This window comes from Ramlibacter humi (assembly GCF_004681975.1).
In the GTDB taxonomy this organism is placed as follows: Bacteria; Pseudomonadota; Gammaproteobacteria; order Burkholderiales; family Burkholderiaceae_C; genus Ramlibacter; species Ramlibacter humi.
The window spans coordinates 132,633-153,589 of the sequence record NZ_SMLK01000005.1; the positions used below are offsets into that span (position 1 = coordinate 132,633).

29 protein-coding genes are annotated in these 20,957 nt (G+C 68.8%); 2 read left to right on the forward strand and 27 right to left on the reverse strand.

Features of this window, described 5'->3' with window-relative positions:
* The first annotated feature begins 61 nt into the window (after positions 1 to 61).
* A complete protein-coding gene (mscL, locus tag EZ216_RS15435) occupies positions 62 to 502 on the forward strand; it encodes a large conductance mechanosensitive channel protein MscL (protein ID WP_135250676.1) in 441 nt (146 codons plus the stop codon).
* Here the strand turns inward: mscL and pdxA are convergent.
* Together pdxA and EZ216_RS15445 are read right to left on the reverse strand one after the other, a co-directional pair.
* On the reverse strand, positions 486 to 1,523 hold the full coding sequence (gene pdxA, locus EZ216_RS15440) for a 4-hydroxythreonine-4-phosphate dehydrogenase PdxA (RefSeq protein ID WP_135250677.1): 1,038 nt from the start codon (positions 1,521 to 1,523) through the stop codon (positions 486 to 488). The genes mscL and pdxA overlap by 17 nt on opposite strands.
* Positions 1,520 to 2,278, reverse strand: coding sequence for a Nif3-like dinuclear metal center hexameric protein (locus EZ216_RS15445; protein ID WP_135250678.1), 759 nt, complete (start codon positions 2,276 to 2,278; stop codon positions 1,520 to 1,522). Before EZ216_RS15445 ends, pdxA begins: the two co-directional genes overlap by 4 nt.
* Positions 2,279 to 2,365: 87 nt before the next feature.
* Between EZ216_RS15445 and EZ216_RS15450 the strand changes: the two genes are divergently transcribed.
* The gene (locus EZ216_RS15450) at positions 2,366 to 3,523 is read left to right on the forward strand and encodes a Do family serine endopeptidase (protein WP_135250679.1); all 1,158 of its coding nucleotides are present in this window, start codon (positions 2,366 to 2,368) and stop codon (positions 3,521 to 3,523) included.
* Here EZ216_RS15450 and tatC read toward each other — a convergent pair.
* The 25 genes from tatC to EZ216_RS15575 all read right to left on the reverse strand — a co-directional run bounded on the left by tatC (position 3,520) and on the right by EZ216_RS15575 (position 20,947).
* Positions 3,520 to 4,317, reverse strand: coding sequence for a twin-arginine translocase subunit TatC (gene tatC, locus EZ216_RS15455; RefSeq protein ID WP_135250680.1), 798 nt, complete (start codon positions 4,315 to 4,317; stop codon positions 3,520 to 3,522). The genes EZ216_RS15450 and tatC overlap by 4 nt on opposite strands.
* The gene (tatB, locus tag EZ216_RS15460) at positions 4,317 to 4,778 is read right to left on the reverse strand and encodes a Sec-independent protein translocase protein TatB (RefSeq protein WP_135250681.1); all 462 of its coding nucleotides are present in this window, start codon (positions 4,776 to 4,778) and stop codon (positions 4,317 to 4,319) included. Before tatB ends, tatC begins: the two co-directional genes overlap by 1 nt.
* 28 nt (positions 4,779 to 4,806) lie before the next feature.
* Positions 4,807 to 5,049, reverse strand: coding sequence for a Sec-independent protein translocase subunit TatA (gene tatA / locus EZ216_RS15465; protein ID WP_135250682.1), 243 nt, complete (start codon positions 5,047 to 5,049; stop codon positions 4,807 to 4,809).
* Positions 5,050 to 5,129: 80 nt separating this feature from the next.
* Positions 5,130 to 5,492: a histidine triad nucleotide-binding protein gene (locus tag EZ216_RS15470; protein WP_135250683.1), complete on the reverse strand. Its 363-nt coding sequence runs from the start codon at positions 5,490 to 5,492 to the stop codon at positions 5,130 to 5,132.
* A gap of 3 nt (positions 5,493 to 5,495) precedes the next feature.
* On the reverse strand, positions 5,496 to 5,870 hold the full coding sequence (locus EZ216_RS15475; RefSeq protein WP_135250684.1) for a DUF4870 family protein: 375 nt from the start codon (positions 5,868 to 5,870) through the stop codon (positions 5,496 to 5,498).
* Positions 5,867 to 6,235 (reverse strand): phosphoribosyl-ATP diphosphatase, encoded by a 369-nt coding sequence (locus tag EZ216_RS15480; RefSeq protein WP_135250685.1) that lies wholly within the window; start codon positions 6,233 to 6,235, stop codon positions 5,867 to 5,869. Before EZ216_RS15480 ends, EZ216_RS15475 begins: the two co-directional genes overlap by 4 nt.
* Positions 6,236 to 6,239: 4 nt before the next feature.
* Positions 6,240 to 6,629, reverse strand: coding sequence for a phosphoribosyl-AMP cyclohydrolase (hisI, locus tag EZ216_RS15485; protein ID WP_135250686.1), 390 nt, complete (start codon positions 6,627 to 6,629; stop codon positions 6,240 to 6,242).
* 32 nt (positions 6,630 to 6,661) lie between these two features.
* The gene (hisF, locus tag EZ216_RS15490; RefSeq protein WP_135250687.1) at positions 6,662 to 7,441 is read right to left on the reverse strand and encodes an imidazole glycerol phosphate synthase subunit HisF; all 780 of its coding nucleotides are present in this window, start codon (positions 7,439 to 7,441) and stop codon (positions 6,662 to 6,664) included.
* Positions 7,442 to 7,457: 16 nt separating this feature from the next.
* A complete protein-coding gene (locus EZ216_RS15495; RefSeq protein WP_135250688.1) occupies positions 7,458 to 8,642 on the reverse strand; it encodes an AAA family ATPase in 1,185 nt (394 codons plus the stop codon).
* Positions 8,643 to 8,658: 16 nt separating this feature from the next.
* Positions 8,659 to 9,399, reverse strand: a complete 741-nt coding sequence (hisA, locus tag EZ216_RS15500; RefSeq protein WP_135250689.1) for a 1-(5-phosphoribosyl)-5-[(5-phosphoribosylamino)methylideneamino]imidazole-4-carboxamide isomerase — start codon at positions 9,397 to 9,399, stop codon at positions 8,659 to 8,661.
* A 45-nt stretch (positions 9,400 to 9,444) separates the two neighbouring features.
* Positions 9,445 to 10,089, reverse strand: a complete 645-nt coding sequence (hisH, locus tag EZ216_RS15505; RefSeq protein WP_135250690.1) for an imidazole glycerol phosphate synthase subunit HisH — start codon at positions 10,087 to 10,089, stop codon at positions 9,445 to 9,447.
* Between the two features lie 36 nt (positions 10,090 to 10,125).
* Positions 10,126 to 10,725, reverse strand: a complete 600-nt coding sequence (gene hisB / locus EZ216_RS15510; RefSeq protein WP_135250691.1) for an imidazoleglycerol-phosphate dehydratase HisB — start codon at positions 10,723 to 10,725, stop codon at positions 10,126 to 10,128.
* The gene (hisC, locus tag EZ216_RS15515; protein WP_135250692.1) at positions 10,722 to 11,801 is read right to left on the reverse strand and encodes a histidinol-phosphate transaminase; all 1,080 of its coding nucleotides are present in this window, start codon (positions 11,799 to 11,801) and stop codon (positions 10,722 to 10,724) included. Before hisC ends, hisB begins: the two co-directional genes overlap by 4 nt.
* A complete protein-coding gene (gene hisD / locus EZ216_RS15520; RefSeq protein ID WP_135250693.1) occupies positions 11,798 to 13,117 on the reverse strand; it encodes a histidinol dehydrogenase in 1,320 nt (439 codons plus the stop codon). The genes hisC and hisD overlap by 4 nt, the downstream gene beginning before the upstream one ends.
* Complete coding sequence (gene hisG, locus EZ216_RS15525; protein WP_135250694.1) at positions 13,114 to 13,761, reverse strand: ATP phosphoribosyltransferase; 648 nt, start codon at positions 13,759 to 13,761, stop codon at positions 13,114 to 13,116. Before hisG ends, hisD begins: the two co-directional genes overlap by 4 nt.
* Complete coding sequence (murA, locus tag EZ216_RS15530; RefSeq protein ID WP_135250695.1) at positions 13,758 to 15,026, reverse strand: UDP-N-acetylglucosamine 1-carboxyvinyltransferase; 1,269 nt, start codon at positions 15,024 to 15,026, stop codon at positions 13,758 to 13,760. The genes hisG and murA overlap by 4 nt, the downstream gene beginning before the upstream one ends.
* A gap of 1 nt (position 15,027) precedes the next feature.
* The gene (locus EZ216_RS15535; protein WP_135250696.1) at positions 15,028 to 15,276 is read right to left on the reverse strand and encodes a BolA family protein; all 249 of its coding nucleotides are present in this window, start codon (positions 15,274 to 15,276) and stop codon (positions 15,028 to 15,030) included.
* Between the two features lie 2 nt (positions 15,277 to 15,278).
* A complete protein-coding gene (locus EZ216_RS15540; protein ID WP_135250697.1) occupies positions 15,279 to 16,043 on the reverse strand; it encodes an ABC transporter permease in 765 nt (254 codons plus the stop codon).
* Positions 16,040 to 16,963 (reverse strand): ABC transporter ATP-binding protein, encoded by a 924-nt coding sequence (locus tag EZ216_RS15545; protein WP_135250844.1) that lies wholly within the window; start codon positions 16,961 to 16,963, stop codon positions 16,040 to 16,042. The genes EZ216_RS15540 and EZ216_RS15545 overlap by 4 nt, the downstream gene beginning before the upstream one ends.
* An 87-nt stretch (positions 16,964 to 17,050) precedes the next feature.
* Complete coding sequence (locus EZ216_RS15550; RefSeq protein ID WP_135250698.1) at positions 17,051 to 17,329, reverse strand: STAS domain-containing protein; 279 nt, start codon at positions 17,327 to 17,329, stop codon at positions 17,051 to 17,053.
* Positions 17,329 to 17,970, reverse strand: coding sequence for an MlaC/ttg2D family ABC transporter substrate-binding protein (locus EZ216_RS15555; protein ID WP_205959687.1), 642 nt, complete (start codon positions 17,968 to 17,970; stop codon positions 17,329 to 17,331). Before EZ216_RS15555 ends, EZ216_RS15550 begins: the two co-directional genes overlap by 1 nt.
* 104 nt (positions 17,971 to 18,074) lie before the next feature.
* Positions 18,075 to 18,845: an MlaA family lipoprotein gene (locus EZ216_RS15560; RefSeq protein ID WP_135250700.1), complete on the reverse strand. Its 771-nt coding sequence runs from the start codon at positions 18,843 to 18,845 to the stop codon at positions 18,075 to 18,077.
* Positions 18,842 to 19,333 (reverse strand): outer membrane lipid asymmetry maintenance protein MlaD, encoded by a 492-nt coding sequence (mlaD, locus tag EZ216_RS15565; RefSeq protein ID WP_135250701.1) that lies wholly within the window; start codon positions 19,331 to 19,333, stop codon positions 18,842 to 18,844. Before mlaD ends, EZ216_RS15560 begins: the two co-directional genes overlap by 4 nt.
* Positions 19,334 to 19,343: 10 nt before the next feature.
* Complete coding sequence (gene mlaE, locus EZ216_RS15570; protein WP_135250702.1) at positions 19,344 to 20,126, reverse strand: lipid asymmetry maintenance ABC transporter permease subunit MlaE; 783 nt, start codon at positions 20,124 to 20,126, stop codon at positions 19,344 to 19,346.
* On the reverse strand, positions 20,123 to 20,947 hold the full coding sequence (locus tag EZ216_RS15575; RefSeq protein ID WP_135250703.1) for an ABC transporter ATP-binding protein: 825 nt from the start codon (positions 20,945 to 20,947) through the stop codon (positions 20,123 to 20,125). Before EZ216_RS15575 ends, mlaE begins: the two co-directional genes overlap by 4 nt.
* Positions 20,948 to 20,957: the final 10 nt, after the last annotated feature.

The following is a 20,957-nucleotide window of genomic DNA, read 5'->3' on the forward strand; positions in this document are numbered from 1 at the left end:
GAGGGGGCCGCCGCCGACGGGCTGCGCGATACTCCGGCCTCATCGCGCTGGAGGAAGAGGCATGGCCATCATCAAGGAATTCCGCGAGTTCGCGGTCAAGGGCAACGTGATCGACCTGGCGGTCGGCGTCATCATCGGCGCGGCGTTCAACAAGATCGTCGACTCGCTGGTGAAGGACCTGATCATGCCGGTGGTGAGCCTGGTGGTCGGCGACCTGGACTTCAGCAACAAGTTCATCGTGCTGACGAGGAACGTCCCGGCGGGCGTGCCGCACACGCTGGCCGACCTCACCAAGGCGGGCGTGCCCGTGTTCGCCTGGGGCAACTTCCTGACGGTGCTGGTGAACTTCGTGATCCTCGCTTTCATCATCTTCGTGATGGTGCGGCAGATCAACCGGCTGAAGCGGCAGCACGCCGAGCCCGCGGCCGCGGCGCCGGCCGCGCCGCCCGAGGACATCGTGCTGCTGCGCGAAATCCGCGACAGCCTCAGGCAGCCGCGCTGAGCCGGCGCGCCATCCGCACCGCCGCCACCAGGCTGGACGCGTCGGCCCGGCCGGTGCCGGCGATGTCGAAGGCGGTGCCGTGGTCCGGGCTGGTGCGCACCAGCGGCAGGCCCAGCGTGACGTTCACGCCCTGCTCCACGCCCAGGTACTTCACCGGGATCAGGCCCTGGTCGTGGTACATGGCCACGACCACGTCGAACTCGCCCGCTCGCTGCGGCGTCGAGCGCGCGCGCATGAACACCGTGTCCGGCGCGTAAGGCCCACTGGCTTCGATGCCTTCGTTGCGCGCCGCTTCGATCGCCGGCGCGATGGTCTCGATCTCTTCGCGCCCGAACAGGCCGCCCTCGCCCGCATGCGGATTCAGCCCCGCCACGCCGATGCGCGGCGGCCGGCCCAGCAGCCGCGCAAGCGACGCGTGCGTGATGCGCAGCGTCTGCAGAACGTTGCCGCGCGTCACCGCGGCCAGCGCGTCGCGCAGCGAAACGTGGATGCTGACCAGCACGGTGCGCAGCTCGTCGTTGGCCAGCATCATGCGCACCGGCAGCCGTTCCACCGGCACGCCCGCATGCACTGCGGCTTCGGCCTGCAGCAATTCGGTGTGGCCGGGATAAGGCAATCCGGCGGCGGACAGCGCTTCCTTGTTCAAGGGCGCGGTCACCAGTCCGGCGATCTCCCCGCGCAGCGCAGCGCGCGCGGCCCACGACACGGCGTCCGCGGCGATGCGGCCCGCGGCGGCATCCGCTTGACCCCACGGACGCAGCGGCACGTCAGCACTGGTGCGCAGCAGCGGGATGCAGCGCGGCGGAACGTCCGCCAACTGCTCCGGCGAGTCGATCACCGCGATCGGCAAGGGCACGCCGTCCGGCGCGGCAGCCGCAGCGGCGCGACGCAGGTGCGCCAGCTCACCGGCGACGAAGCAGCCCGCCAGGTCGCTCGCGTGGTCGCGAAAAGCCTTGGCGATGATCTCCCCGCCGATGCCGGCCGGGTCGCCTTGCGTGATGGCCAGCGGCGCGCTGCTCATGCCGGGTTGTCCACGTCGATGAAGCGATGCTCCAGGCCCAGCTGCGCCGCGACATGCGCGGCGACGGCCGGGGCGCCGTAGCGCTCGGTGGCGTGGTGGCCGCAGGCGAGGAAGCTCACGCCGCATTCGCGCGCGTAGTGCGCCTGCGGCTCCGAAATCTCGCCGGTGAGGAATGCCTGGGCGCCCGCCGCGATGGCGCCCTCGAAGTAGCCTTGCGCCCCGCCCGTGCACCACGCGACGCGGTTGATCGGCCCCGAGGCGCCCTCCACCAGCATCACGCGGCGGCCGAGCACCTTCCCGGCGTGCGCGGCCAGCTCGCCCGCATTCGCGAAAGCACCGCCCGCATCGCGGCCGCCCAGGAAGCCCAGGTCCTGCTCGCCAAAGCGTGCATCCGCGCGCAGCCCCAGCACGCGCCCGAGCTGCGCGTTGTTTCCCAGCTGCGGGTGCGCGTCCAGCGGCAGGTGGTAGGCGAACAGGTTCACGTCGCGCCCGAGCAGCAGCGCCAGGCGCTGCTTCATCCAGCCGGTCACGCGCCCATCCTGGCCGCGCCAGAACAGCCCGTGATGCACGAAGATGGCGTCGGCTTCCGCCGCGATGGCCGCCTCGATCAGCGCCCGGCTGGCGGTCACGCCGGAGACGATGCGCCGCACCTCGGCGCGGCCCTCCACCTGCAGCCCGTTGGGGCCGTAGTCGCGGAAGCGCTCCGGCTGGAGCAGCTCATCGAACGCGCGCAGGACATCGGTGCGGTCAGCCATGCTCCGATTCTGCTACGGCCGGGCGCGGCGCCCCCGCCCGGGGCACCGGATGTCTACACTCGAGGCATCGCGTCTTCCCTTCCCGCCATGCGCCGCTTCTGGCTCCTGTTCTCGCAATCCGTCACCGTCCTGCTGGCCGCGTACTTCATCGTCGCGACGCTCAAGCCCGAATGGATCCGCAGGCCGGCGCTGGTGACGCAGGGGACCGGCGTCACGCTGGTGGAATCGCCCTCGGCGGCCAATTCGCCATCGCCCCCGGGCAGCTTCCGCGCCGCGGCGCAGAAGGCGTCCGGCGCGGTGGTGAGCATCAACACCAGCAAGGCCGCGCCGCGCGGGCCGCAGGCCAACGACCCGTGGTTCCGCTTCTTCTTCGGCGACCAGGGCTCGCAGCCGCAGATGGGCCTGGGCAGCGGCGTGATCATCAGCCCCGACGGCTACATCCTCACCAACAACCACGTGGTGGAAGGCGCCGACGAGATCGAGGTCACGCTGAACGACAGCCGCACCGCGCGGGCCAAGGTGATCGGCACCGATCCCGACTCCGACCTGGCGGTGCTGAAGATCGACCTGGACCGGCTGCCCATCATCACGCTGGGCAACTCCGACGCGCTGCAGGTGGGCGACCAGGTGCTGGCCATCGGCAACCCGTTCGGCGTGGGGCAGACCGTCACCAGCGGCATCGTCAGCGCACTCGGCCGCAACCAGCTGGGCATCAACACCTTCGAGAACTTCATCCAGACCGACGCGGCCATCAACCCCGGCAACTCGGGCGGCGCGCTGGTGGATGTCAGCGGCAACCTGATGGGCATCAACACCGCGATCTACTCGCGCTCGGGCGGCAGCATGGGCATCGGCTTCGCCATCCCGGTGTCCACCGCCAAGCAGGTGCTGGAGGGCATCGTCAAGGAAGGCGTGGTGCGGCGCGGCTGGATCGGCGTCGAGCCGGCCGACCTGTCGCCGGACCTGTCGGAAACGTTCGGCGTGAAAGCCAAGCACGGCGTGCTGATCACCGGCGTGCTGCAGAACGGCCCGGCCGCGCAGGCGGGCATCCGGCCCGGCGACGTCATCACCGACGTGGGCGGCAAGCCCGTCGCCAATGTGTCGGAACTGTTGACCATGGTGGCCGCGCTGAAGCCGGGGCAGGCCGCGCAGTTCCAGGTGCAGCGGCGCGACGACACGGTGAAGCTGTCGGTCACGCCCGGGCTGCGGCCGCGGCCGCAGGCGACCGGGGCCGGGGGACGTTAAGAGGAAGGCTTGTCGGCGGTGCCCGGCTCTTCGCCGGGTGCGCGCGAGGCCTTGACGAACCAGCGCGATGCGACGATGCCCACCTCGTACAGGATGCACATCGGCACGGCCAGCGCCAGCTGCGAGATGACGTCCGGCGGCGTCACCACCGCGGCGACCACGAACGCCACCACGATGAAATAGCCGCGAAATTCCTTGAGCTTCTCGACGGTAACCATCTCGAAGCGCACCAGCAGCATCACGACGATGGGCACCTGGAAAGCCAGGCCGAACGCGAGGTACAGCGACAGGATGGCCTCGACGTAGGACGCGATGTCCGGCGTGGCCTGCACGCTGGGCGGCGCGAAGCTCTGGATGAAGCTGAACATGCGGTCCAGGACGAAGAACTGCACGAAGCCGATGCCGCAGTAGGCGAGAAAGCTGCCGAAGATGATGAGCGGCAGCGCGAACTTCTTTTCGTGGCTGTACAGGCCGGGCGCGACGAAGGCCCACAGCTGGTACATCAGCCAGGGCAGCACCACCAGCACGGCCACCAGCAGCAGCACCTTCAACGGCACGAACACCGGCGAGAAGACGCCGGTGGCGATGAGGTGGGTGCCGGGCGGCAGGTGCGCCTGGATCGGCCTGGCGATGAAGTCGATCAGGCCGCTGGGGCCGGGCCAGATGGCCAGCAGGATGACCGCCGCCGCGATGCCGTAGACGCAATACAGCAGCCGGTCGCGCAGCTCCATCAGGTGGGCGACGAACGGCTGCTCGGTGCCGGCGAGCTCGTCTTCCTTGTCGGGCTGGGACATCAGTTCAGTTTCTTGGGCCGGTAGCGGGCCACGCGGGCGGCGCCCGAAAGCGCGCGGGTGCGCACGCCGTTGCGGGCCTTGTACCACTGCGGCGTGGCGCCGCGCTTCAAGCGCCACTTCTTCTTCGGGTTCTTGTATTCGGGAAAGGCTGGCGTGGGCTCGACGGGCTGTGTGGCCGGATCAGCGAGCGCCTCGGACCACTGCTTCTCGAAGTCGGAGGCGCCGGTGCGCACGGACTGTTCGACGTCGCGCGCGGCGGTCTCCACGCTCTCCTTCATCTTCTTGAGCTCGTCCAGCTCCATGGAGCGGTTGACTTCGGCCTTGACGTCGTTGACGTAGCGCTGGGCCTTGCCCAGCAGCGTGCCCACCGTGCGGGCCACGCGCGGCAGCTTCTCCGGCCCGATGACGATCAGCGCCACCGCGCCGATCAGCGCCATCTTGGAAATGCCGAGGTCGATCACCCTGTCAGGCCCTCACGCGAGCGGCGGGTCACGACTTGTTGCGAGCCTCGACGTCGATGGTCGTCTTGTCGGCGCCGGGCGCCGGGTTGCTGGTGACCTGGCTGGACGGGGGCACCGGGGTGTCGGGCTGCGAACCGTCCTTCATGCCGTCCTTGAAACCCTTCACCGCGCCGCCGAGGTCGGAGCCGATGTTCTTCAGCTTCTTGGTGCCGAAGACCAGCACGACAATGACCAGCACGATCAGCCAGTGCCAAATCGAAATGGAACCCATGGATCACTCCTGAATGAATCGCCTGATTTTAGTCGGCGGCCCACCATGGACCGCCTGTAGTCATCGGGCGCGAAGGGCCGTCAGCCCTTGAGCCACGGACGCGGTCCGCCAATGACGTGGATGTGCAGGTGGTGCACTTCCTGGCCGCCCTGGTCACCGGTGTTGATGATCACGCGGTGGCCGCCCTGCGGGTAGGGCTCGCAGCCTTCCTGCAGCGCCAGCCTGGGCGCCAGCGCCAGCATGCGGCCCAGCAGCGGCGCGTGTTGGTCGCTCACCTGCGCCAGCGACGGGATGTGCGCCTTGGGGACCATGAGGAAGTGCACCGGCGCCCACGGGTGGATGTCGTGGAACACGAACATCTCCTCGTCCTCGTAAACCTTCTTCGAAGGGATCTTGCCTTCGACGATCTTGCAGAAGATGCAGTTCGGGTCTTGCGTGCTCATGGTTCAGTAAGGCGGGCGGCCGTCGGTGAATCGCAGCCAGCCGCGGATGCAGCGGTACAGGTACCACAGGCCGACGAGCGCGGGCGGCACCCAGGCCAGCCAGAACAGGATGATGGTGGCGAACAGCACGAAAGAGGCGATGCCGGCCGGGATCAGCATCAGCAGCGACCACCAGCACGTGCTGATCATGTAGTTGTGGTGGGCCGCGTAAACGGCGTCCAGCTCGTCGCCACGCTTGATGTAGTTGACGATCATCGCGATCACCGCGAGCGTCCAGGCGGTGAACGGCGCCAGCGTGTGCATGGCGTACAGCACGTGCATCACCGTGCGGTCGCCCGCCTCCTTGCGTTCGAACGCCGCGAAATCGGTCTCGCTCATTCGCCTGCTCCTTCGCGCTGGCGCGCCTTGCGAAGCGCCTTCTCCTCGATGCCGCTGGTGCCCTCGCGGCGCTCCAGCTCGGCGAGCACGTCCGCCGGCGCGAGGCCGTAGTGCGCCAGCGCGATCATGCTGTGGAACCAGAGGTCGGCCACTTCGTTCACGATCTTCGCGGGATCGCCGCCATGCGTGGCGTCCTTGGCCGCCATCACCACTTCGGTGGCCTCTTCGCCGATCTTCTTGAGGAAAGCGTCGGGCCCCTTGTGCAGCAGGCGCGCGACGTAGCTGGCCTCGGGGTCGCCCCCGCGGCCGGGCTTGCGGCTCTCGATCACGGCCGCCAGGCGGGCCAGGGTGTCGTTGGCGCTCATGTCTTCACTTGTAGATGTCGGCCGGGTCTTTCAAGACCGGTTCCACCGCCGTCCATCGGCCGCCCTCGTACTTCTGGAAGAAACAGCTGTGGCGTCCGGTGTGGCAGGCGATCGACGGATCATGCCCCAGCTGCGTGACCTCGAGCAGCAGCACGTCGTTGTCGCAGTCCATGCGGATCTGGTGCACCTGCTGCACGTGGCCCGACTCCTCGCCCTTGGCCCACAGCTTGCCGCGCGAGCGGCTGAAGTACACGGCGCGGCCCAGCTCAGCGGTACGCTGCAGCGCCTCGCGGTTCATCCACGCGAACATCAGGACGTCGCCGGTGCCGCGCTCCTGCGCGATGACCGGCACCAGCCCATTGGCGTCCCACTTGACTTGTTCGAGCCAATCCATGGGCCGATTGTCGGCCATCCGGCCGCGCGCGGTCAGTGGCGCACCGGAATCCCGCGTTCGGCCATGCGCGCCTTGGCCTGGCCGACCGTGTACTCCCCGTAGTGGAAGATGCTGGCGGCCAGCACCGCGTCGGCGCCACCCTGCTGCACGCCATCGGCCAGGTGGTCGAGGTTGCCCACGCCGCCGGAGGCGATGACGGGCACATCCACCGCATCGCTCACGGCACGGGTCAGCGCCAGGTCGAACCCTGACTTGGTGCCGTCGCGGTCCATGCTGGTCAGCAGGATCTCGCCGGCGCCGCGCCGCGCCATCTCCACCGCCCACTGCACCGCGTCCAGGCCGGTGTTCTTGCGGCCGCCGTGGCTGTAGACGTCCCAGCCGGGACCGCGCGCCTTCTCGTCGTCGCCACTGCGCTTCTTGGCGTCGATGGCCACCACGATGCACTGCGCCCCGTACTTGCCGGAGGCAGCGTTGATCACGTCCGGGTTGGCGATGGCGGCCGAGTTGAAGCTGGTCTTGTCCGCGCCCGCGTTCAGCAGCCGGCGCACGTCTTCCACCGTGCGCACGCCGCCACCCACGGTCAGCGGGATGAACACTTGCGAAGCCACGGCTTCGATGATGGGCAGGATCAGGTCGCGGCCGTCGCTGGTGGCCGTGATGTCCAGGAAGGTGAGTTCGTCGGCGCCCTGCTCGTTGTAGCGGGCGGCGATCTCCACCGGGTCGCCGGCGTCGCGCAACTCGACGAAGTTCACGCCTTTGACGACGCGGCCGCCGGTCACGTCCAGGCACGGGATGATGCGTTTGGCGAGCATGGCTCGATTCTAGGTGTCAGCGCGCGGGCCAATGCCACTGCGGGAGCTCGTCCGCCGCGAGGTTCAGGATGCGCGTCTCGCCCAGCGACTTCTCCAGCACGACGCTGCGCACGTCGACGTCGTGCAGGTCTTCCAGCGCCGCTACCAGGCGCGACGCGTGCGACACGACGATCACCTGCGCTTCGCGCGCCGCGCGGCCCACCAGCCGAGCGAGCGCCGGCAGCAGGTCGGGGTGCAGGCTGGCCTCGGGCTCGTTCAGCACCAGCAGCGGCGGCGGCCGCGGCGTCAACAGGGCCGCGATCCACAACAGGTACCGCAAGGTGCCGTCGGACAGCTCCGCGCTGCGCAGCGGCCGCAGCAGGCCCGGCTGGCGCATGAGGACTTCGAACTGGCCGTCCTGCACGCGCACTTCCAGCGATGCGCCCGGGAAAGCATCGTCCACCGCGGCTTCCAGCGCCTGCGCATCGCCTACCTCGCGGATGGTGGCCACCGCGGCCGCGAAATCGGCGCCGTCGTGCCCCAGCACCGGCGTGCGCGTGCCCACCTGCGGCCAGCGCGCCGGCGCCTCGGCGTCGGTGCGGAAATGGTCGTAGAAGCGCCAGCCACGGATCTGTTCGCGCAGCGCCAGCATCTCCGGCGCCGTGCGCGGGTCCACGAACTCGGCCAGCATGCTGGCGTACGGCGGCAGCATGCGCTCGACGGCGGCCCAGCGGCCGGTGTCGCCGCGCGTTTCGAGCAGCGCGTTGTGGCGGCGGGCCAGCTCGGCGCTGGGCCGCAGCACCGGGCCGCTCCAGACCGTTTCCACCTTGATCTCGGGATCGTGGTCGAACAGCGAGCCGCCCGGGATGGGCACCGGCATGCCGACGTCGATGGCGTAGCCGAAGTCTTCGGGCGTCTCGCCAGCGAAGCCCAGGCGCAGGTTCACCGGCTTGTTGCGACGCGTGCCTTCGACGGGCTGCTCGCCCCGGCGCATCGCCGCCGAGAACTGCTCGGGGCCGGCCCACAGCACCGAAGGCAGACCGCCTTCTCGCGCCAGCGAGCGCACCACGCCGCCGTACGCCGTGTCGGCCAGCAGCCGCAGCGCGCGGTAGACGCTGGACTTGCCGCTGCCGTTGGGACCGGTGATGAGGGTGAGTCGCCCGAGCGGGACGCGCAGGTCGCGCAGCGAGCGGTAGTTGGCGACGGCCAGCGTTCGCAGCACGCGGCGGGCCGGCGTGTCAGGCGCCGAGTTCGTCCGCCCGCGCCTGCGCCTTCGCGAAGTCCAGGTCGCCGGAGTAGATGGCGCGCCCGCAGATCACGCCTTCGATGCCCTCTTCCTCCACCGCGCACAGCTTCTCGATGTCCGCGATGTTCGAAAGGCCGCCCGAGGCGATCACCGGGATGTGCAGCGACTGCGCCAGCTTGACGGTGGCATCGATGTTGATGCCGGTGAGCATGCCGTCGCGGCCGATGTCGGTGTAGATGATGGATTCGACGCCCCAGTCCTCGAACTTGCGCGCGAGGTCCACCACTTCGTGGCCGGTGAGCTTGCTCCAGCCATCGGTGGCCACCTTGCCGTCCTTGGCATCCAGGCCCACGATGATGTGGCCGCCGAAGGCGCTGCACGCGTCCTTCAGGAAACCGGGGTTCTTCACGGCGGCGGTGCCGATGATCACGTAGCGCAGGCCGCCGTCGATGTACTTCTCGATGGTGTCCAAGTCGCGGATGCCGCCGCCCAGCTGCACCGGGATGTCGTCACCCACGGCCTTCAGGATGGACTTCACCGCGGCGAAGTTCTGCGGCTTGCCCGCGAAGGCGCCGTTCAGGTCCACCAGGTGCAGGCGCCGCGCGCCGCGCGACAGCCAGGTGGAAGCCATGGCGGCCGGGTCTTCGCTGAAGACGGTGGCCTGGTCCATGTCGCCCTGCTTCAGGCGGACGCATTGGCCGTCCTTCAGGTCGATGGCGGGAATGAGCTGCATGGAAAGGTCGGCGGGGCTTGAGCTGCTGGCGACGCCCGCGGGGCGTCAGGGGTTCCAGCGGAGGAAGTTTCGGTACAGGGCCAGGCCGGCGTCGGCGCTCTTTTCGGGGTGGAACTGGGTCGCAAAAATATTATCCCGGGCCAGCGCGGCGGTAAAGCGCCCACCGTAGTCGGCCTCACCCACGCTGTGGCGCGCATCCGACGGCGCGGCGTAAAAGCTGTGAACGAAGTAGAAGTACGCGCCATCGGTCACGCCGTCCCACACCGGGTGGGGCTGCATCTGCCAGACGGAATTCCAGCCCATTTGCGGCACCTTGAAGCGGCTGCCGTCTTCCTGCAGGCGGCCGGCCAGCTGGAACTTGCGCACTTCGCCGGGGAACAGGGCCAGCCCCTGGCTGGGACCTTCCTCGCTGCGTTCCAGCAGCATCTGCATGCCCACGCACACGCCGAACATGGGCTTGGACCCTGCCGCCTCCAGCACCGCTTCCTGCAGGCCGGACTCGCGCAGTTCACGCATGCAATCGGGCATCGCGCCCTGCCCCGGCAGCACCACGCGCTCCGCCGCGCGCACTTCCTCGGCGCGCGAAGTCACCAGCGCCTGGAAGCCCATGTCGCGGGCCGCATGCTGCACCGCCTGCGACACCGAACGCAGGTTGCCCATGCCGTAGTCGACGACCGCTACCGTTTTCATTGCTCGATGGGCCCGGGCACGCACCCGGGCGGTGCTTCAGAGGGAACCCTTGGTGGACGGGATGGTGCCGGCGGCGCGCGGGTCCATTTCCACGGCGCCGCGCAGCGCCCGGGCGAAAGCCTTGAACACCGTCTCGCACTGGTGGTGGGCGTTCTCGCCGCGCAAATTGTCGATGTGCATGGTGACGAACGCGTGATTGGCGAAGCCCTGGAAGAACTCGTGCGCCAGCTGCGTGTCGAAGGTGCCGATCATGCCGCTGCGGAAGGGCACTTGCATCACCAGGCCGGGCCGGCCGGAGAAGTCGATGACCACGCGCGACAGCGCCTCGTCCAGCGGCACGTAGGCGTGGCCGTAGCGGCGGATGCCCTTCTTGTCGCCGATGGCCTTGGCCACCGCCTGCCCCAGCGTGATGCCCACGTCTTCCACCGTGTGATGGCCGTCGATGTGCAGGTCGCCCTTGGCGTCGATGTCCAGGTCGATCATCCCGTGGCGGGCGATCTGCTCCAGCATGTGATCGAAGAAGCCGATGCCGGTGGCCAGCTTGTTCGTGCCGGTGCCGTCCAGGTTCACGCGGACGGTGATCTGGGTCTCGGCGGTCTTGCGGGTGACTTCCGCGGTGCGTGCGGCGGTGCTCATAGGCTTTCCTGCAGGGCCTTCAGCTGCTGCGCATTCTCCTCGGCGGTGCCGACGGTCAGGCGCAGGCACTGGGCCAGCAATGGGTGCATTCTAGAAACGTTCTTCACCAGCACCCCGCGGCCCTTCATGCCCTCGAAAGCCTGGGTGGCGTCCGGCACCCGCACCAGGATCATGTTGGCGTCGCTGCGCCAGGCCTTCACCCCCGGCAGTTTCGACAGTCGCTCCAGCAGCAGGCCGCGCTGGCGGCGCAGCTCGGCGGCCTGGTCCTCGAACACTTTCGCATGCTCCAGCGCGAACAGCGCGGCTTCGCAATTGAGGACGCTGACGTTGTACGGGGGGCGCACCTTGTCGATCTGCGCCACCAGCGCGCTGCGGCCGATCATGTAGCCGATGCGCACGCCGGCCAGGCCGAACTTGCTCATGGTGCGCATCAGCAGCACGTGGTCATGGCGCGTGATGCGGTCGGCGTACGTGCGGCTGGCGAACGGCTGGTACGCCTCGTCGATGACCACCAGGCCGGGCGCGGCCTGCACGATCTTCTCGACCACCGCGTCGTCCCACAGGTTGGCCGTGGGATTGTTCGGGTACGCCAGGTAGACGATGGACGGCTGGTGCTGCTCGATGGCGGACAGCATGGCGCGCTCGTCCAGCTCGAAGTCCGGCGTCAGGTCCACCGGGATGAACTTCAGGCCTTGCAGCTGGGCGCTCATGGCGTACATCACGAACCCCGGCATGGGCGCCAGGATGGACGCGCCCGGCACGTCGCAAGCCATCGCGATGAGCGAGATGATCTCGTCCGAGCCGTTGCCCAGCATGAGCGAGAAGCCTTCCGGCATGCCGGCGTGGCGCGCGAGCGCCTGCTTCAGCGTGTCGATGCGTTCGCCGGGGTAGCGATTCAAGGCGACGGCGCCCAGGCGTTCGCCCAGCTCGCGCTGCAGCTGCGGCGAAAGCCGGTGCGGGTTCTCCATCGCGTCCAGCTTCACCAGGCCGATGGACGGCTGGACGGCATAGGCGTGCATGCCCTGCACGTCCTGGCGGATCAGGCGCGCCAGGCGCTGCGGCAGCGGGGCGTTCATGGTTTCAGCCTCATCTCGGCGGCGCGCGCGTGTGCCTGCAGGCCTTCGCCGTGCGCCAGCACGGAAGCGATACGGCCCAGCGACTGCGCGCCCTGCTCGCTCACCTCGATGAGGCTGCTGCGCTTCTGGAAGTCGTACACGCCCAGCGGGCTGGAAAAGCGCGCGGTGCTGCTGGTGGGCAGCACATGGTTGGGTCCGGCGCAGTAATCACCCAGGCTTTCGCTGGTGAAGCCGCCCAGGAAGATGGCGCCGGCATGCTTCAGCAGCGGTTCCCAGCGGTGCGGCTGCGAACTGGCGATCTCCAGGTGCTCGGGCGCGATGCGGTTGCTGATGGCGCAGGCCTCGGCCATGTCTTTCGTCACGATCAGCGCGCCGCGGCCGCTGAGCGACTTGGCGATGATGTCCGCGCGCGGCATCTCCGGCAGCAGGCGGTCGATCTCCTTGTGCACCTGGTCGACGTACGCGGCGTCGGGGCACAACAGGATGCTTTGCGCCAGCTCGTCGTGCTCGGCCTGCGAGAACAGGTCCATCGCCACCCAGTCGGCCGGCGTGCTGCCGTCGGCCAGCACCAGGATCTCGCTGGGGCCCGCGATCATGTCGATGCCCACCAGGCCGAACACGCGGCGCTTGGCGCTGGCGACATAGGCGTTGCCGGGGCCGGTGATCTTGTCCACGCGCGGCACGGTGGCGGTGCCGTAGGCCAGCGCGCCGACGGCCTGCGCGCCGCCGATGGTGAAGGCGCGGTGCACACCCGCGACGTGGGCGGCCGCCAGCACCAGCGGGTTCTTCTCGCCGCGCGGCGTGGGGACCACCATCACGATCTCGCCGACGCCCGCGACCTGCGCGGGAATGGCGTTCATCAGCACCGACGACGGGTACGCGGCCTTGCCGCCAGGCACGTAGATGCCCACACGGTCGAGCGGCGTGACTTTCTGGCCGAGCAGCGTGCCGTCGGCGTCGCGGTACGACCAGCTCTCGCCGGAAGCGCGCTTCTGCGCCTCGTGGTAACTGCGCACGCGCTGGGCCGCGGTCTCCAGGGCCTGGCGCTGCACGGCCGGCAGCGAATCGAAGGCGGCCTTCAGTTCCGGCGCCTTCAGCTCCAGTGCCGCGATGCCGCCGGCCTGCACGCCGTCGAAGCGGCGCGTGTATTCCAGCACCGCCTCATCGCCGCGCGTGCGCACCGCTTCGAGAATGTCCGTGACCGCCTGCTCCACCTGCGTGTCCGTGTCGGCCGACCAGTGCAGGCGGGCCTGGAACGCGGCCTCGAAGCCCACATCGGCGGTGGACAATCGAAGGGGACGGGCGGCGAGCGTCATGCGCGGTTGCCCTCGGTGGCGCGGGCGAAGGCGTCGATCAGCTCGCGCATCGGCGCCTGCTTCAGTTTCAGCGCGGCCTGGTTCACCACCAGGCGCGAGCTGATGTCCATGATGCGCTCGACCTCGACCAGCTGGTTGGCCTTGAGCGTGCCGCCGGTGGACACCAGGTCCACGATGGCGTCGGCCAGGCCGGTGAGCGGCGCCAGTTCCATGCTGCCGTACAGCTTGATCAGGTCCACGTGCACGCCCTTGGCGGCGAAGAACTCGCGCGCGATGGAGACGTACTTGGTGGCCACACGCAGGCGCGAGCCCTGGCGCACGGCGTTGGCGTAGTCGAAGTCGGACCGCACGGCCACGCTGACGCGGCAGCGCGCGATGCCCAGGTCCAGCGGCTGGTACAGGCCCTGGCTGCCGTGCTCGATGAGCGTGTCCAGGCCGGTGACGCCCAGGTCGGCGCCGCCGTACTGCACGTAGGTGGGCACGTCGGTGGCGCGCACCAGCACCACACGCACGTTGTCACGATTGGTGGGCAGGATCAGCTTGCGCGACTTCTCCGGGTCCTCGAGCACGCGCACGCCCGCCGCTTCCAGCAGCGGCATCGTCTCGTCGAAGATGCGTCCCTTGGAGAGCGCCAGGGTGATCATGAGGACACCCGCTCGATGTCGGCGCCCAGCTGGCGCAGCTTCTTTTCCATGCTGTCGTAGCCGCGGTCCAGGTGGTAGATGCGGTCCACCAGCGTCTCGCCTTCGGCCACCAGGCCGGCGATGACCAGGCTGGCGGAAGCGCGCAGGTCGGTGGCCATGACGGTGGCGCCCGACAGGCGCGGCACGCCTTCGATGACGGCGACCTTGCCGTCGACCTGGATGCGGGCACCCAGGCGCACCAGCTCGTTCACGTGCTGGAAGCGGTTCTCGAAGATGGTCTCGGTGACGTGCGAGGCGCCTTCGGCGATGACGTTCAGCGTCATGAACTGCGCCTGCATGTCGGTGGGAAAGCCCGGGTACTCGGTGGTGCGGAAGGTCTGCGCCTTCAGGCGTCCCTGCGATTGCACGCGGATGCCTTCAGGCACGGATTCCACCTGCGCGCCCGCGGCGCGCAGCTTCTCGATCACCGATTCCAGGTGGTCGGCGCGCGCGTCACGCAACAGTGCCCGGCCGCCCGCCGCGGCCACCGCGCACAGGAAGGTGCCCGCTTCGATGCGGTCGGCCACGACGCGGTACGTGCAGCCCGACAGGCGGGGCACGCCCTGGATGCGGATGCGGCTGGTGCCATGGCCTTCGATCTTCGCGCCCATGGCGATCAGCATCTCGGCCAGGTCGGTGATCTCGGGCTCCTGCGCGGCGTTCTCCAGGATGGTTTCGCCATCGGCCAGCGTGGCGGCCATCATCAGGTTCTCGGTGCCGGTGACCGTCACCATGTCGGTGGCGATGCGCGCGCCGCGCAGGCGCTGCTGCCCCTTGGGCAGCTTGGCGATGATGTAGCCGTGCTCCACCACGATCTCGGCGCCCATCTGCTGCAGGCCCTTGATGTGCTGGTCCACCGGACGCGAGCCGATGGAGCAGCCGCCCGGCAGCGACACGGTGGCTTCGCCGAAGCGTGCGAGCAGCGGGCCCAGCGCCAGGATGGACGCGCGCATGGTCTTCACCAGCTCGTACGGCGCTTCGGGCGAGCTGAGTTTCCCGGCGTCGATGCGCACGGCGCCGTCTTCGTCGCGGTCCACCTGCACGCCCATGTTGCGCACCAGCTTGAGCATGGTGGCCACGTCCTGCAGGCGCGGCACGTTCCGGACCGTGACGGGTTCGCCGGTCAGCAGCGCGGCGCACAGCTCGGGCAGGGCCGCGTTCTTGGCGCCGGAAATGCGGACCTCGCCGTTCAACGGGCGGCCCCCGCGGATCAATAGCTTGTCCATCTCAGGATTGGTGGTCTTGCGCGGCCCACTCGGCCGGCGTGAGCGTCTTCATCGACAAGGCGTGGACCTCGTCCGTGTGCATTCTCGCACCCAGCGTGGCGTACACCCGCTGGTGGCGCTGGATGGGGCGCTTGCCCTCGAATTCGCGCGAAACGATCACGGCCGACCAGTGGCGGCCGTCACCGGCCACCTCCAGGTGCTCGCAGGGCAGGCCCGCGGCGATGATCGATTGGAGTTCGTCTGGCGTCATGTTCAACCGCGGATCTTGTAGCCGATGCGAAGCAGGTGCACGGCGACGGCGCTCACGGCCACCATCGCCGTGCCGACGATGCCCAGGCTGAGCCAGGGCGACACGTCGCTCACGCCGAAGAAGCCGTAGCGGAAGCCGTCGATCATGTAGAAGAACGGGTTGAGATGGCTGACCGCCTGCCAGAACGCGGGCAGCGAATGGATGGAATAGAAAACGCCGGAGAGGAACGTCATCGGCATCACGATGAAGTTCTGGAACGCGGCCATCTGGTCGAACTTCTCGGCCCACAGCCCGGCGATGAGGCCCAGCGCGCCCATCATGCCCGCGCCCAGCACCGCGAACACCAGGATCCACAGCGGCGCCGCGAAGCCCGGCCGCGCGAACAGCGCCGTCACCACGAACACGCCCAGGCCCACGGCCAGGCCGCGCGCGATGGACGAGCCCACGTAGGCGATGAACCAGCTCCAGTGCGACAGCGGCGTGAGCAGCACGAACACCAGGCTGCCCATGATCTTGCTCTGGATCAGGGACGACGAGCTGTTGGCGAAGGCGTTCTGCAGCACCGACATCATCACCAGCCCCGGCACCAGGAAGGCGGTGTAGGGGATGCGGTCGTAGACCTTGACGTGGTCTTCCAGCACGTGGCCGAAGATCATCAGGTACAGCACGGCCGTCAGCACCGGCGCGGCCACGGTCTGGAAGCTCACCTTCCAGAAGCGCAGCACTTCCTTGTACAGCAGCGTCTGCCAGCCGGCGGTGGAGATCATGCGGCCACCTTGTCCTGGTACTCGGGCGACATCACGTCGAGGAACACGTCCTCGAGATCGGCCTTGCGGATTTCCACGTCCTCGACGCGCAGGCCGGCCTGGCGGATGGCGGCAAGGTAGTTCTCGATCTCGTGGGCGTCATGCGCGGGCAGCTGCACGATGCGGCCGGTGACGCGCGCCTTGTGCGCGAACTCGGCCGGCAGCTGCTGGTCGATCTTGAAGCGCAGCACATTGCTGGACGCGGCCTTCAGCAGGTCGCTGGTGCGTTCCAGCGCCACCACGCGGCCGGCCTTGAGCATGGCGATGCGGCCACACAGCGCTTCCGCTTCCTCCAGGTAGTGCGTCGTCAGCAGCACCGTGTGGCCCTGCCGGTTCAGGCGGGCGATGAACTGCCACAGCGTCTGGCGCAGCTCCACGTCCACGCCGGCGGTGGGCTCGTCCAGCACGATGACCGGCGGCTTGTGCACCAGCGCCTGCGCCACCAGCACGCGGCGCTTCATGCCGCCGGAGAGCTGGCGCATGTTCGAGTTGGCCTTGTCGGCCAGTCCCAGGCTGTCCAGCAGCTCCTGGATCCACGCATCGTTGCCGCGCACGCCGAAGTAGCCGGACTGGATGCGCAGCGCCTCGCGCACGGTGAAGAAGGGATCGAACACCAGTTCCTGCGGCACCACGCCCAGCTGGCGGCGCGCGCTGGCGTAATCGGCAAGCACGTCGTGCCCGCGGACCGACACCTTGCCGGCCGTGGCGCGCGCCAGGCCGGCGAGGATGCTGATGAGGGTGGTCTTGCCCGCGCCGTTGGGGCCGAGCAGGCCGAAGAACTCGCCTTCCTCGATGTCGAAGCTCACGCCGTCGAGGGCGGTGAAGGGGCCACGCGGGGACGGGAAGGTCTTGGAGACGGACTGGAACGAGATCGCGGGCATGGCAGGCAAGCCCGCCATTTTAGGCGGCAGGGGCTGCCTCTGCCGGAGCCGGGGGGGAAGTCCTTTTCCCCGGGGGAATGCGGCCGGTCAGGCCGCGCCAGGCGCGGGCAGCAGTTCCGCCACGCCGTACACCCCGGCCAGCGCCCGCAGCCGTGCCGGCAGGTTGGCCACGGCGAACGACTTGCCCATGGCCAGCGCCTCGCGCCGGCAGTCCAGCAGGACGGCCAGCGCGGAGGAATCGAATTGCTGCAGCGGCGACGCATCGGCCACCGCCTGCGGCTCACGCTCGGTCCGCAACGCCTGCGCCAGCATGCGGGCGCAGGCGGCCGCGTCCTCGTGCGTCAGGCGTTCGGGCAGGACCAGCATCAGCTCTTCTTGCCCGCGTTGGTCTTGTTGCGCTCGGTCAGGGACGCGATCAGGCCGTCCACGCCCTTGGCGTTGATCTCCTGCGCGAACTGGCTGCGGTAGGTTTCCACCAGCCACACGCCCAGCACGTTCAGGTTGTAGATCTTCCAGCCCGAGCCTTCGCCCGGCGTCTTCTCCAGCCGGTAGTCCAGTTCGATCGGGTCGCCGCGGCCGCGGATTTCGGTGCGCACGACCAGCTCCTTGTCGTCGGGCGAGGCCCGCAGCGGCTTGACCGAGATGGTCTGGTCGTTCACCTGCGACAGCGCGCCCGAGTAAGTGCGCACCAGCAGCGTCTTGAACTCCTCCTGCAGGCGCTTCTGCTGCTCCGGCGTGGCCTGGCGCCAGGCCGGGCCGACCGCCGCGGCCGTCATGCGCTGGAAGTTCACGTTCGGCATGATCTTGCTGTCCACCAGCGCGATGATCTTGCTCAGGTCGCCGGACTGGATGGACTTGTCGGACTTGATGGCCGACAGCGTGTCCTCCGACAGCCGCTTGATCATGGCGTCAGGCGCCTCGTCGGCAGCGCGGGCCGGCAGCGCGGCGCCCAGGGCGCCGAAAGCCAGGAAGGCGGCGAGCACGCGGCCGAAGAATCGTCTTTGCATCTGGTTTCCTTTCATTGCGGGGCCAAAGCCCCTCCTGCCGTGTTCGAATGCCGCCGCGCGGCCGGGTTCCGGTGCCTGCGCGGCGCTTGCAACGAGGTGCAACCCTAGCGGGCGGGCGGTTTCGCCTCCGGCTCGGCGTCGCTGCCTTCGTTGGGATCGTCGGTGCGGCCGCTGCCTTCGAATATCTCGGCTCGCCGCCGCTGCAGGTACGCGTCGCGGGTGAAGCTGTACTTGTCCAGCGCCGCGCCTTCCAGCACGTCGCCCGCGCGCAGCAGGTTGGACCGCACGTCCACGACGCGCAGGCCGATCAGGCCGTTGCGCGCGCTGTCCGGCTCCACGTGCGTGACGAGGTCGCCGCGCCAGTCCACCGGCAGCGCCAGTGTGTCGCGCACCGTCGACGGGCCCAGCAGCGGCAGCACCAGGTACGGGCCCGCGGGCACGCCCCAGCGGCCCAGCGTCTGGCCGAAGTCTTCCTTGTGGCGGTCGATGTTCGCTTCGCTGGCGATGTCCAGCAGGCCGCCGAAACCCAGGAAGGTGTTGACCGAGAAACGCATCATGTTCTCGGCCGCGTTGGCGATCTTCAGTTGCAGCAGGCTGTTGACGGCGGACCAGGCGTCGCCCAGGTTGCCGAAGAAGTTCGACACGCCCGTGCGCACGGGCGCCGGCACCTTCTCGCGATAGAAGGTCGCGGTCGGCTTGAGGATCACCGCGTCGACGTTCTCGTTGAACTGCGACACGCCGCGGTTCCACGGCTCCAGCGGGTCGGTGGGGTTGCGGTTCGGGCCGCTGGCGCACCCTTCCAGCACGCACAGCAACGCGAAGGCCGCCAGGAATGCGGCGGGCCTCCGGCCCGCCGCCCGATGGTGATGGCTCATTTCTTGTTGTTCCCTCCCGCGGGCGCTTCCTTGCCTTCAGCAGCCTTGTTGTACAGGAACTGGCCGATCAGGTTTTCCAGCACCACCGCCGATTGCGTGGTGGTGATCGTATCCCCCGGCGCCAGGTTCTTGTCGTCGGCGCCCGCTTCGATACCGATGTACTGCTCACCCAGCAGGCCGCTGGTCAGGATTTTGAGCGAACTGTCCTTGGGAAATTGGTATTGGTTCTCCAGCGCCATCACCACCCGGGCCTGGAAACTCTTGTCGTCAAAGTTGATGGACTCGACACGGCCGACCACGACCCCGGCGCTCTTCACGGCCGCCTGGCGTTTCAGCCCGCCGATGTTGTCGAACTTGGCCGTGATGCGGTAGGTCGGCTGGAAGCTCAGGCTGAGCAGGTTGGCCGACTGCAGCGCCAGGAAGAGGATGGCGGCCGCGCCCAGCAGCACGAAAAGCCCCACCCAGACATCGTTCTTGGATCGTTCCATGTTGTATCCCTTACAGGCTGAACATCATCGCGGTCAGCACGAAATCGAGGCCGAGCACCGAGAGCGAGCCCACGACCACCGTGCGGGTGGTCGCGCGCGACACGCCTTCCGGCGTGGGCTGCGCCTCGAAGCCTTCGAGCAGCGCGACGAAAGTGACGGTGACCGCGAACACCAGGCTCTTGACGATGCCGTTGCCCACGTCCTTCCAGACGTCCACGCCGCCCTGCATCTGGCTCCAGAACGCGCCCGGGTCCACGCCGATCAGCAGCACGCCCACCACCCAGCCGCCCAGGATGCCGACGGCGCTGAACACCGCCGCGAGCAACGGCATGGCGATGACGCCGCCCCAGAAGCGCGGCGCCAGGATGCGGCGCACGGGGTCCACCGCCATCATCTCCATCGCCGACAGCTGCTCGCCCGCTTTCATCAGGCCGATCTCCGCCGTCAGTGAAGTCCCCGCGCGGCCGGCGAACAGCAGGGCCGTGACCACCGGGCCCAACTCGCGCACCAGCGACAACGCCACCAGCAGGCCCAGGGCTTCCGAGGAGCCGTACCGCTGCAGCGTGTAGTAGCCCTGCAGCCCCAGCACGAACCCGACGAAGAGCCCGGAGACGGTGATGATGGCCAGCGAGTAGTTGCCCAGGAAGTTGATCTGGTCGCGCACCAGGCCGAACCGCCGCAGCGCCGGCCCGGTCAGCGCCAGCAACCGCAGGAACAGGCGCGCGCCATGGCCCAGGTCGCCCAGCAGGCGGCGGGTGGCATAGCCGACGTCGGAGGGGCGCCACCAGCTCATCGCGCCAGCCCTCCGTCGAAGTCCTGCGCCACGGTGGGACCGGGATAGTGGAACTGCACGGGGCCCTCGGCCCGCGCGTGGACGAATTGGGCGACCAGCGGATCGTCCGAAGCCATCACCTGCTCGGGCGTGCCCTGCGCGGCGATGCGGCCGTTGGCCAGCACGATCACCTGGTCGGCGATGCGGAAGGTCTCTTCCAGGTCGTGCGACACGACGATGCTGGTGATGCCCAGCGAATCGTTCAGGCGCCGGATCAATTGCGCGGCCGTGCCCAGCGAGATGGGGTCCAGGCCGGCGAAGGGCTCGTCGTACATCACCAGCTCGGGATCCAGCGCGATGGCGCGGGCCAGCGCGATGCGGCGAGCCATGCCGCCCGACACCTCGCTGGGCATCAGGTCGCGCGCGCCGCGCAGGCCCACCGCGTTGAGTTTCATCAGCACGATGTCGCGCACCAGCGACTCGGGCAGCGAGGTGTGCTCGCGCAACGGGAAGGCCACGTTGTCGAACACGGACATGTCGGTGAAGAGCGCGCCAAACTGGAACAGCATGCCCATGCGCCGGCGGATCTCGTACAGCTCGCGCGCGTCCAGCGACGCCACTTCGCGGCCGTCGAACGTCAGGCTGCCCTGCTGCGCGCGGACCTGCCCGCCGATCAGGCGCAGCACGGTGGTCTTGCCGCCGCCCGAAGCGCCCATCAGCGCCGTGACCTTGCCCCGCGGCACCGTGAAGCTCACGCCATCGAGGATGCGGCGCGCGCCGTAGCCGAACACAAGGTCGCGGCATTCGACGAGGGCGGTGTCGATCGGTTCGGTGGTTCGCAAATGGAAAAAG

What these genes read in the sequence shown, in the direction of transcription:
- mscL (WP_135250676.1), top strand. Translation starts at nt 62, where the DNA reads ATGGCCATCATCAAGGAATTCCGCGAGTTCGCGGTCAAGGGCAACGTG.
- pdxA (WP_135250677.1), bottom strand. Translation starts at nt 1,523, where the DNA reads ATGAGCAGCGCGCCGCTGGCCATCACGCAAGGCGACCCGGCCGGCATC.
- EZ216_RS15445 (WP_135250678.1), bottom strand. Translation starts at nt 2,278, where the DNA reads ATGGCTGACCGCACCGATGTCCTGCGCGCGTTCGATGAGCTGCTCCAG.
- EZ216_RS15450 (WP_135250679.1), top strand. Translation starts at nt 2,366, where the DNA reads ATGCGCCGCTTCTGGCTCCTGTTCTCGCAATCCGTCACCGTCCTGCTG.
- tatC (WP_135250680.1), bottom strand. Translation starts at nt 4,317, where the DNA reads ATGTCCCAGCCCGACAAGGAAGACGAGCTCGCCGGCACCGAGCAGCCG.
- tatA (WP_135250682.1), bottom strand. Translation starts at nt 5,049, where the DNA reads ATGGGTTCCATTTCGATTTGGCACTGGCTGATCGTGCTGGTCATTGTC.
- EZ216_RS15470 (WP_135250683.1), bottom strand. Translation starts at nt 5,492, where the DNA reads ATGAGCACGCAAGACCCGAACTGCATCTTCTGCAAGATCGTCGAAGGC.
- EZ216_RS15475 (WP_135250684.1), bottom strand. Translation starts at nt 5,870, where the DNA reads ATGAGCGAGACCGATTTCGCGGCGTTCGAACGCAAGGAGGCGGGCGAC.
- EZ216_RS15480 (WP_135250685.1), bottom strand. Translation starts at nt 6,235, where the DNA reads ATGAGCGCCAACGACACCCTGGCCCGCCTGGCGGCCGTGATCGAGAGC.
- hisI (WP_135250686.1), bottom strand. Translation starts at nt 6,629, where the DNA reads ATGGATTGGCTCGAACAAGTCAAGTGGGACGCCAATGGGCTGGTGCCG.
- hisF (WP_135250687.1), bottom strand. Translation starts at nt 7,441, where the DNA reads ATGCTCGCCAAACGCATCATCCCGTGCCTGGACGTGACCGGCGGCCGC.
- hisA (WP_135250689.1), bottom strand. Translation starts at nt 9,399, where the DNA reads ATGCAGCTCATTCCCGCCATCGACCTGAAGGACGGCCAATGCGTCCGC.
- hisH (WP_135250690.1), bottom strand. Translation starts at nt 10,089, where the DNA reads ATGAAAACGGTAGCGGTCGTCGACTACGGCATGGGCAACCTGCGTTCG.
- hisB (WP_135250691.1), bottom strand. Translation starts at nt 10,725, where the DNA reads ATGAGCACCGCCGCACGCACCGCGGAAGTCACCCGCAAGACCGCCGAG.
- hisC (WP_135250692.1), bottom strand. Translation starts at nt 11,801, where the DNA reads ATGAACGCCCCGCTGCCGCAGCGCCTGGCGCGCCTGATCCGCCAGGAC.
- hisD (WP_135250693.1), bottom strand. Translation starts at nt 13,117, where the DNA reads ATGACGCTCGCCGCCCGTCCCCTTCGATTGTCCACCGCCGATGTGGGC.
- hisG (WP_135250694.1), bottom strand. Translation starts at nt 13,761, where the DNA reads ATGATCACCCTGGCGCTCTCCAAGGGACGCATCTTCGACGAGACGATG.
- murA (WP_135250695.1), bottom strand. Translation starts at nt 15,026, where the DNA reads ATGGACAAGCTATTGATCCGCGGGGGCCGCCCGTTGAACGGCGAGGTC.
- EZ216_RS15535 (WP_135250696.1), bottom strand. Translation starts at nt 15,276, where the DNA reads ATGACGCCAGACGAACTCCAATCGATCATCGCCGCGGGCCTGCCCTGC.
- EZ216_RS15540 (WP_135250697.1), bottom strand. Translation starts at nt 16,043, where the DNA reads ATGATCTCCACCGCCGGCTGGCAGACGCTGCTGTACAAGGAAGTGCTG.
- EZ216_RS15545 (WP_135250844.1), bottom strand. Translation starts at nt 16,963, where the DNA reads ATGCCCGCGATCTCGTTCCAGTCCGTCTCCAAGACCTTCCCGTCCCCG.
- EZ216_RS15550 (WP_135250698.1), bottom strand. Translation starts at nt 17,329, where the DNA reads ATGCTGGTCCTGCCCGAACGCCTGACGCACGAGGACGCGGCCGCCTGC.
- EZ216_RS15555 (WP_205959687.1), bottom strand. Translation starts at nt 17,970, where the DNA reads ATGCAAAGACGATTCTTCGGCCGCGTGCTCGCCGCCTTCCTGGCTTTC.
- EZ216_RS15560 (WP_135250700.1), bottom strand. Translation starts at nt 18,845, where the DNA reads ATGAGCCATCACCATCGGGCGGCGGGCCGGAGGCCCGCCGCATTCCTG.
- mlaD (WP_135250701.1), bottom strand. Translation starts at nt 19,333, where the DNA reads ATGGAACGATCCAAGAACGATGTCTGGGTGGGGCTTTTCGTGCTGCTG.
- mlaE (WP_135250702.1), bottom strand. Translation starts at nt 20,126, where the DNA reads ATGAGCTGGTGGCGCCCCTCCGACGTCGGCTATGCCACCCGCCGCCTG.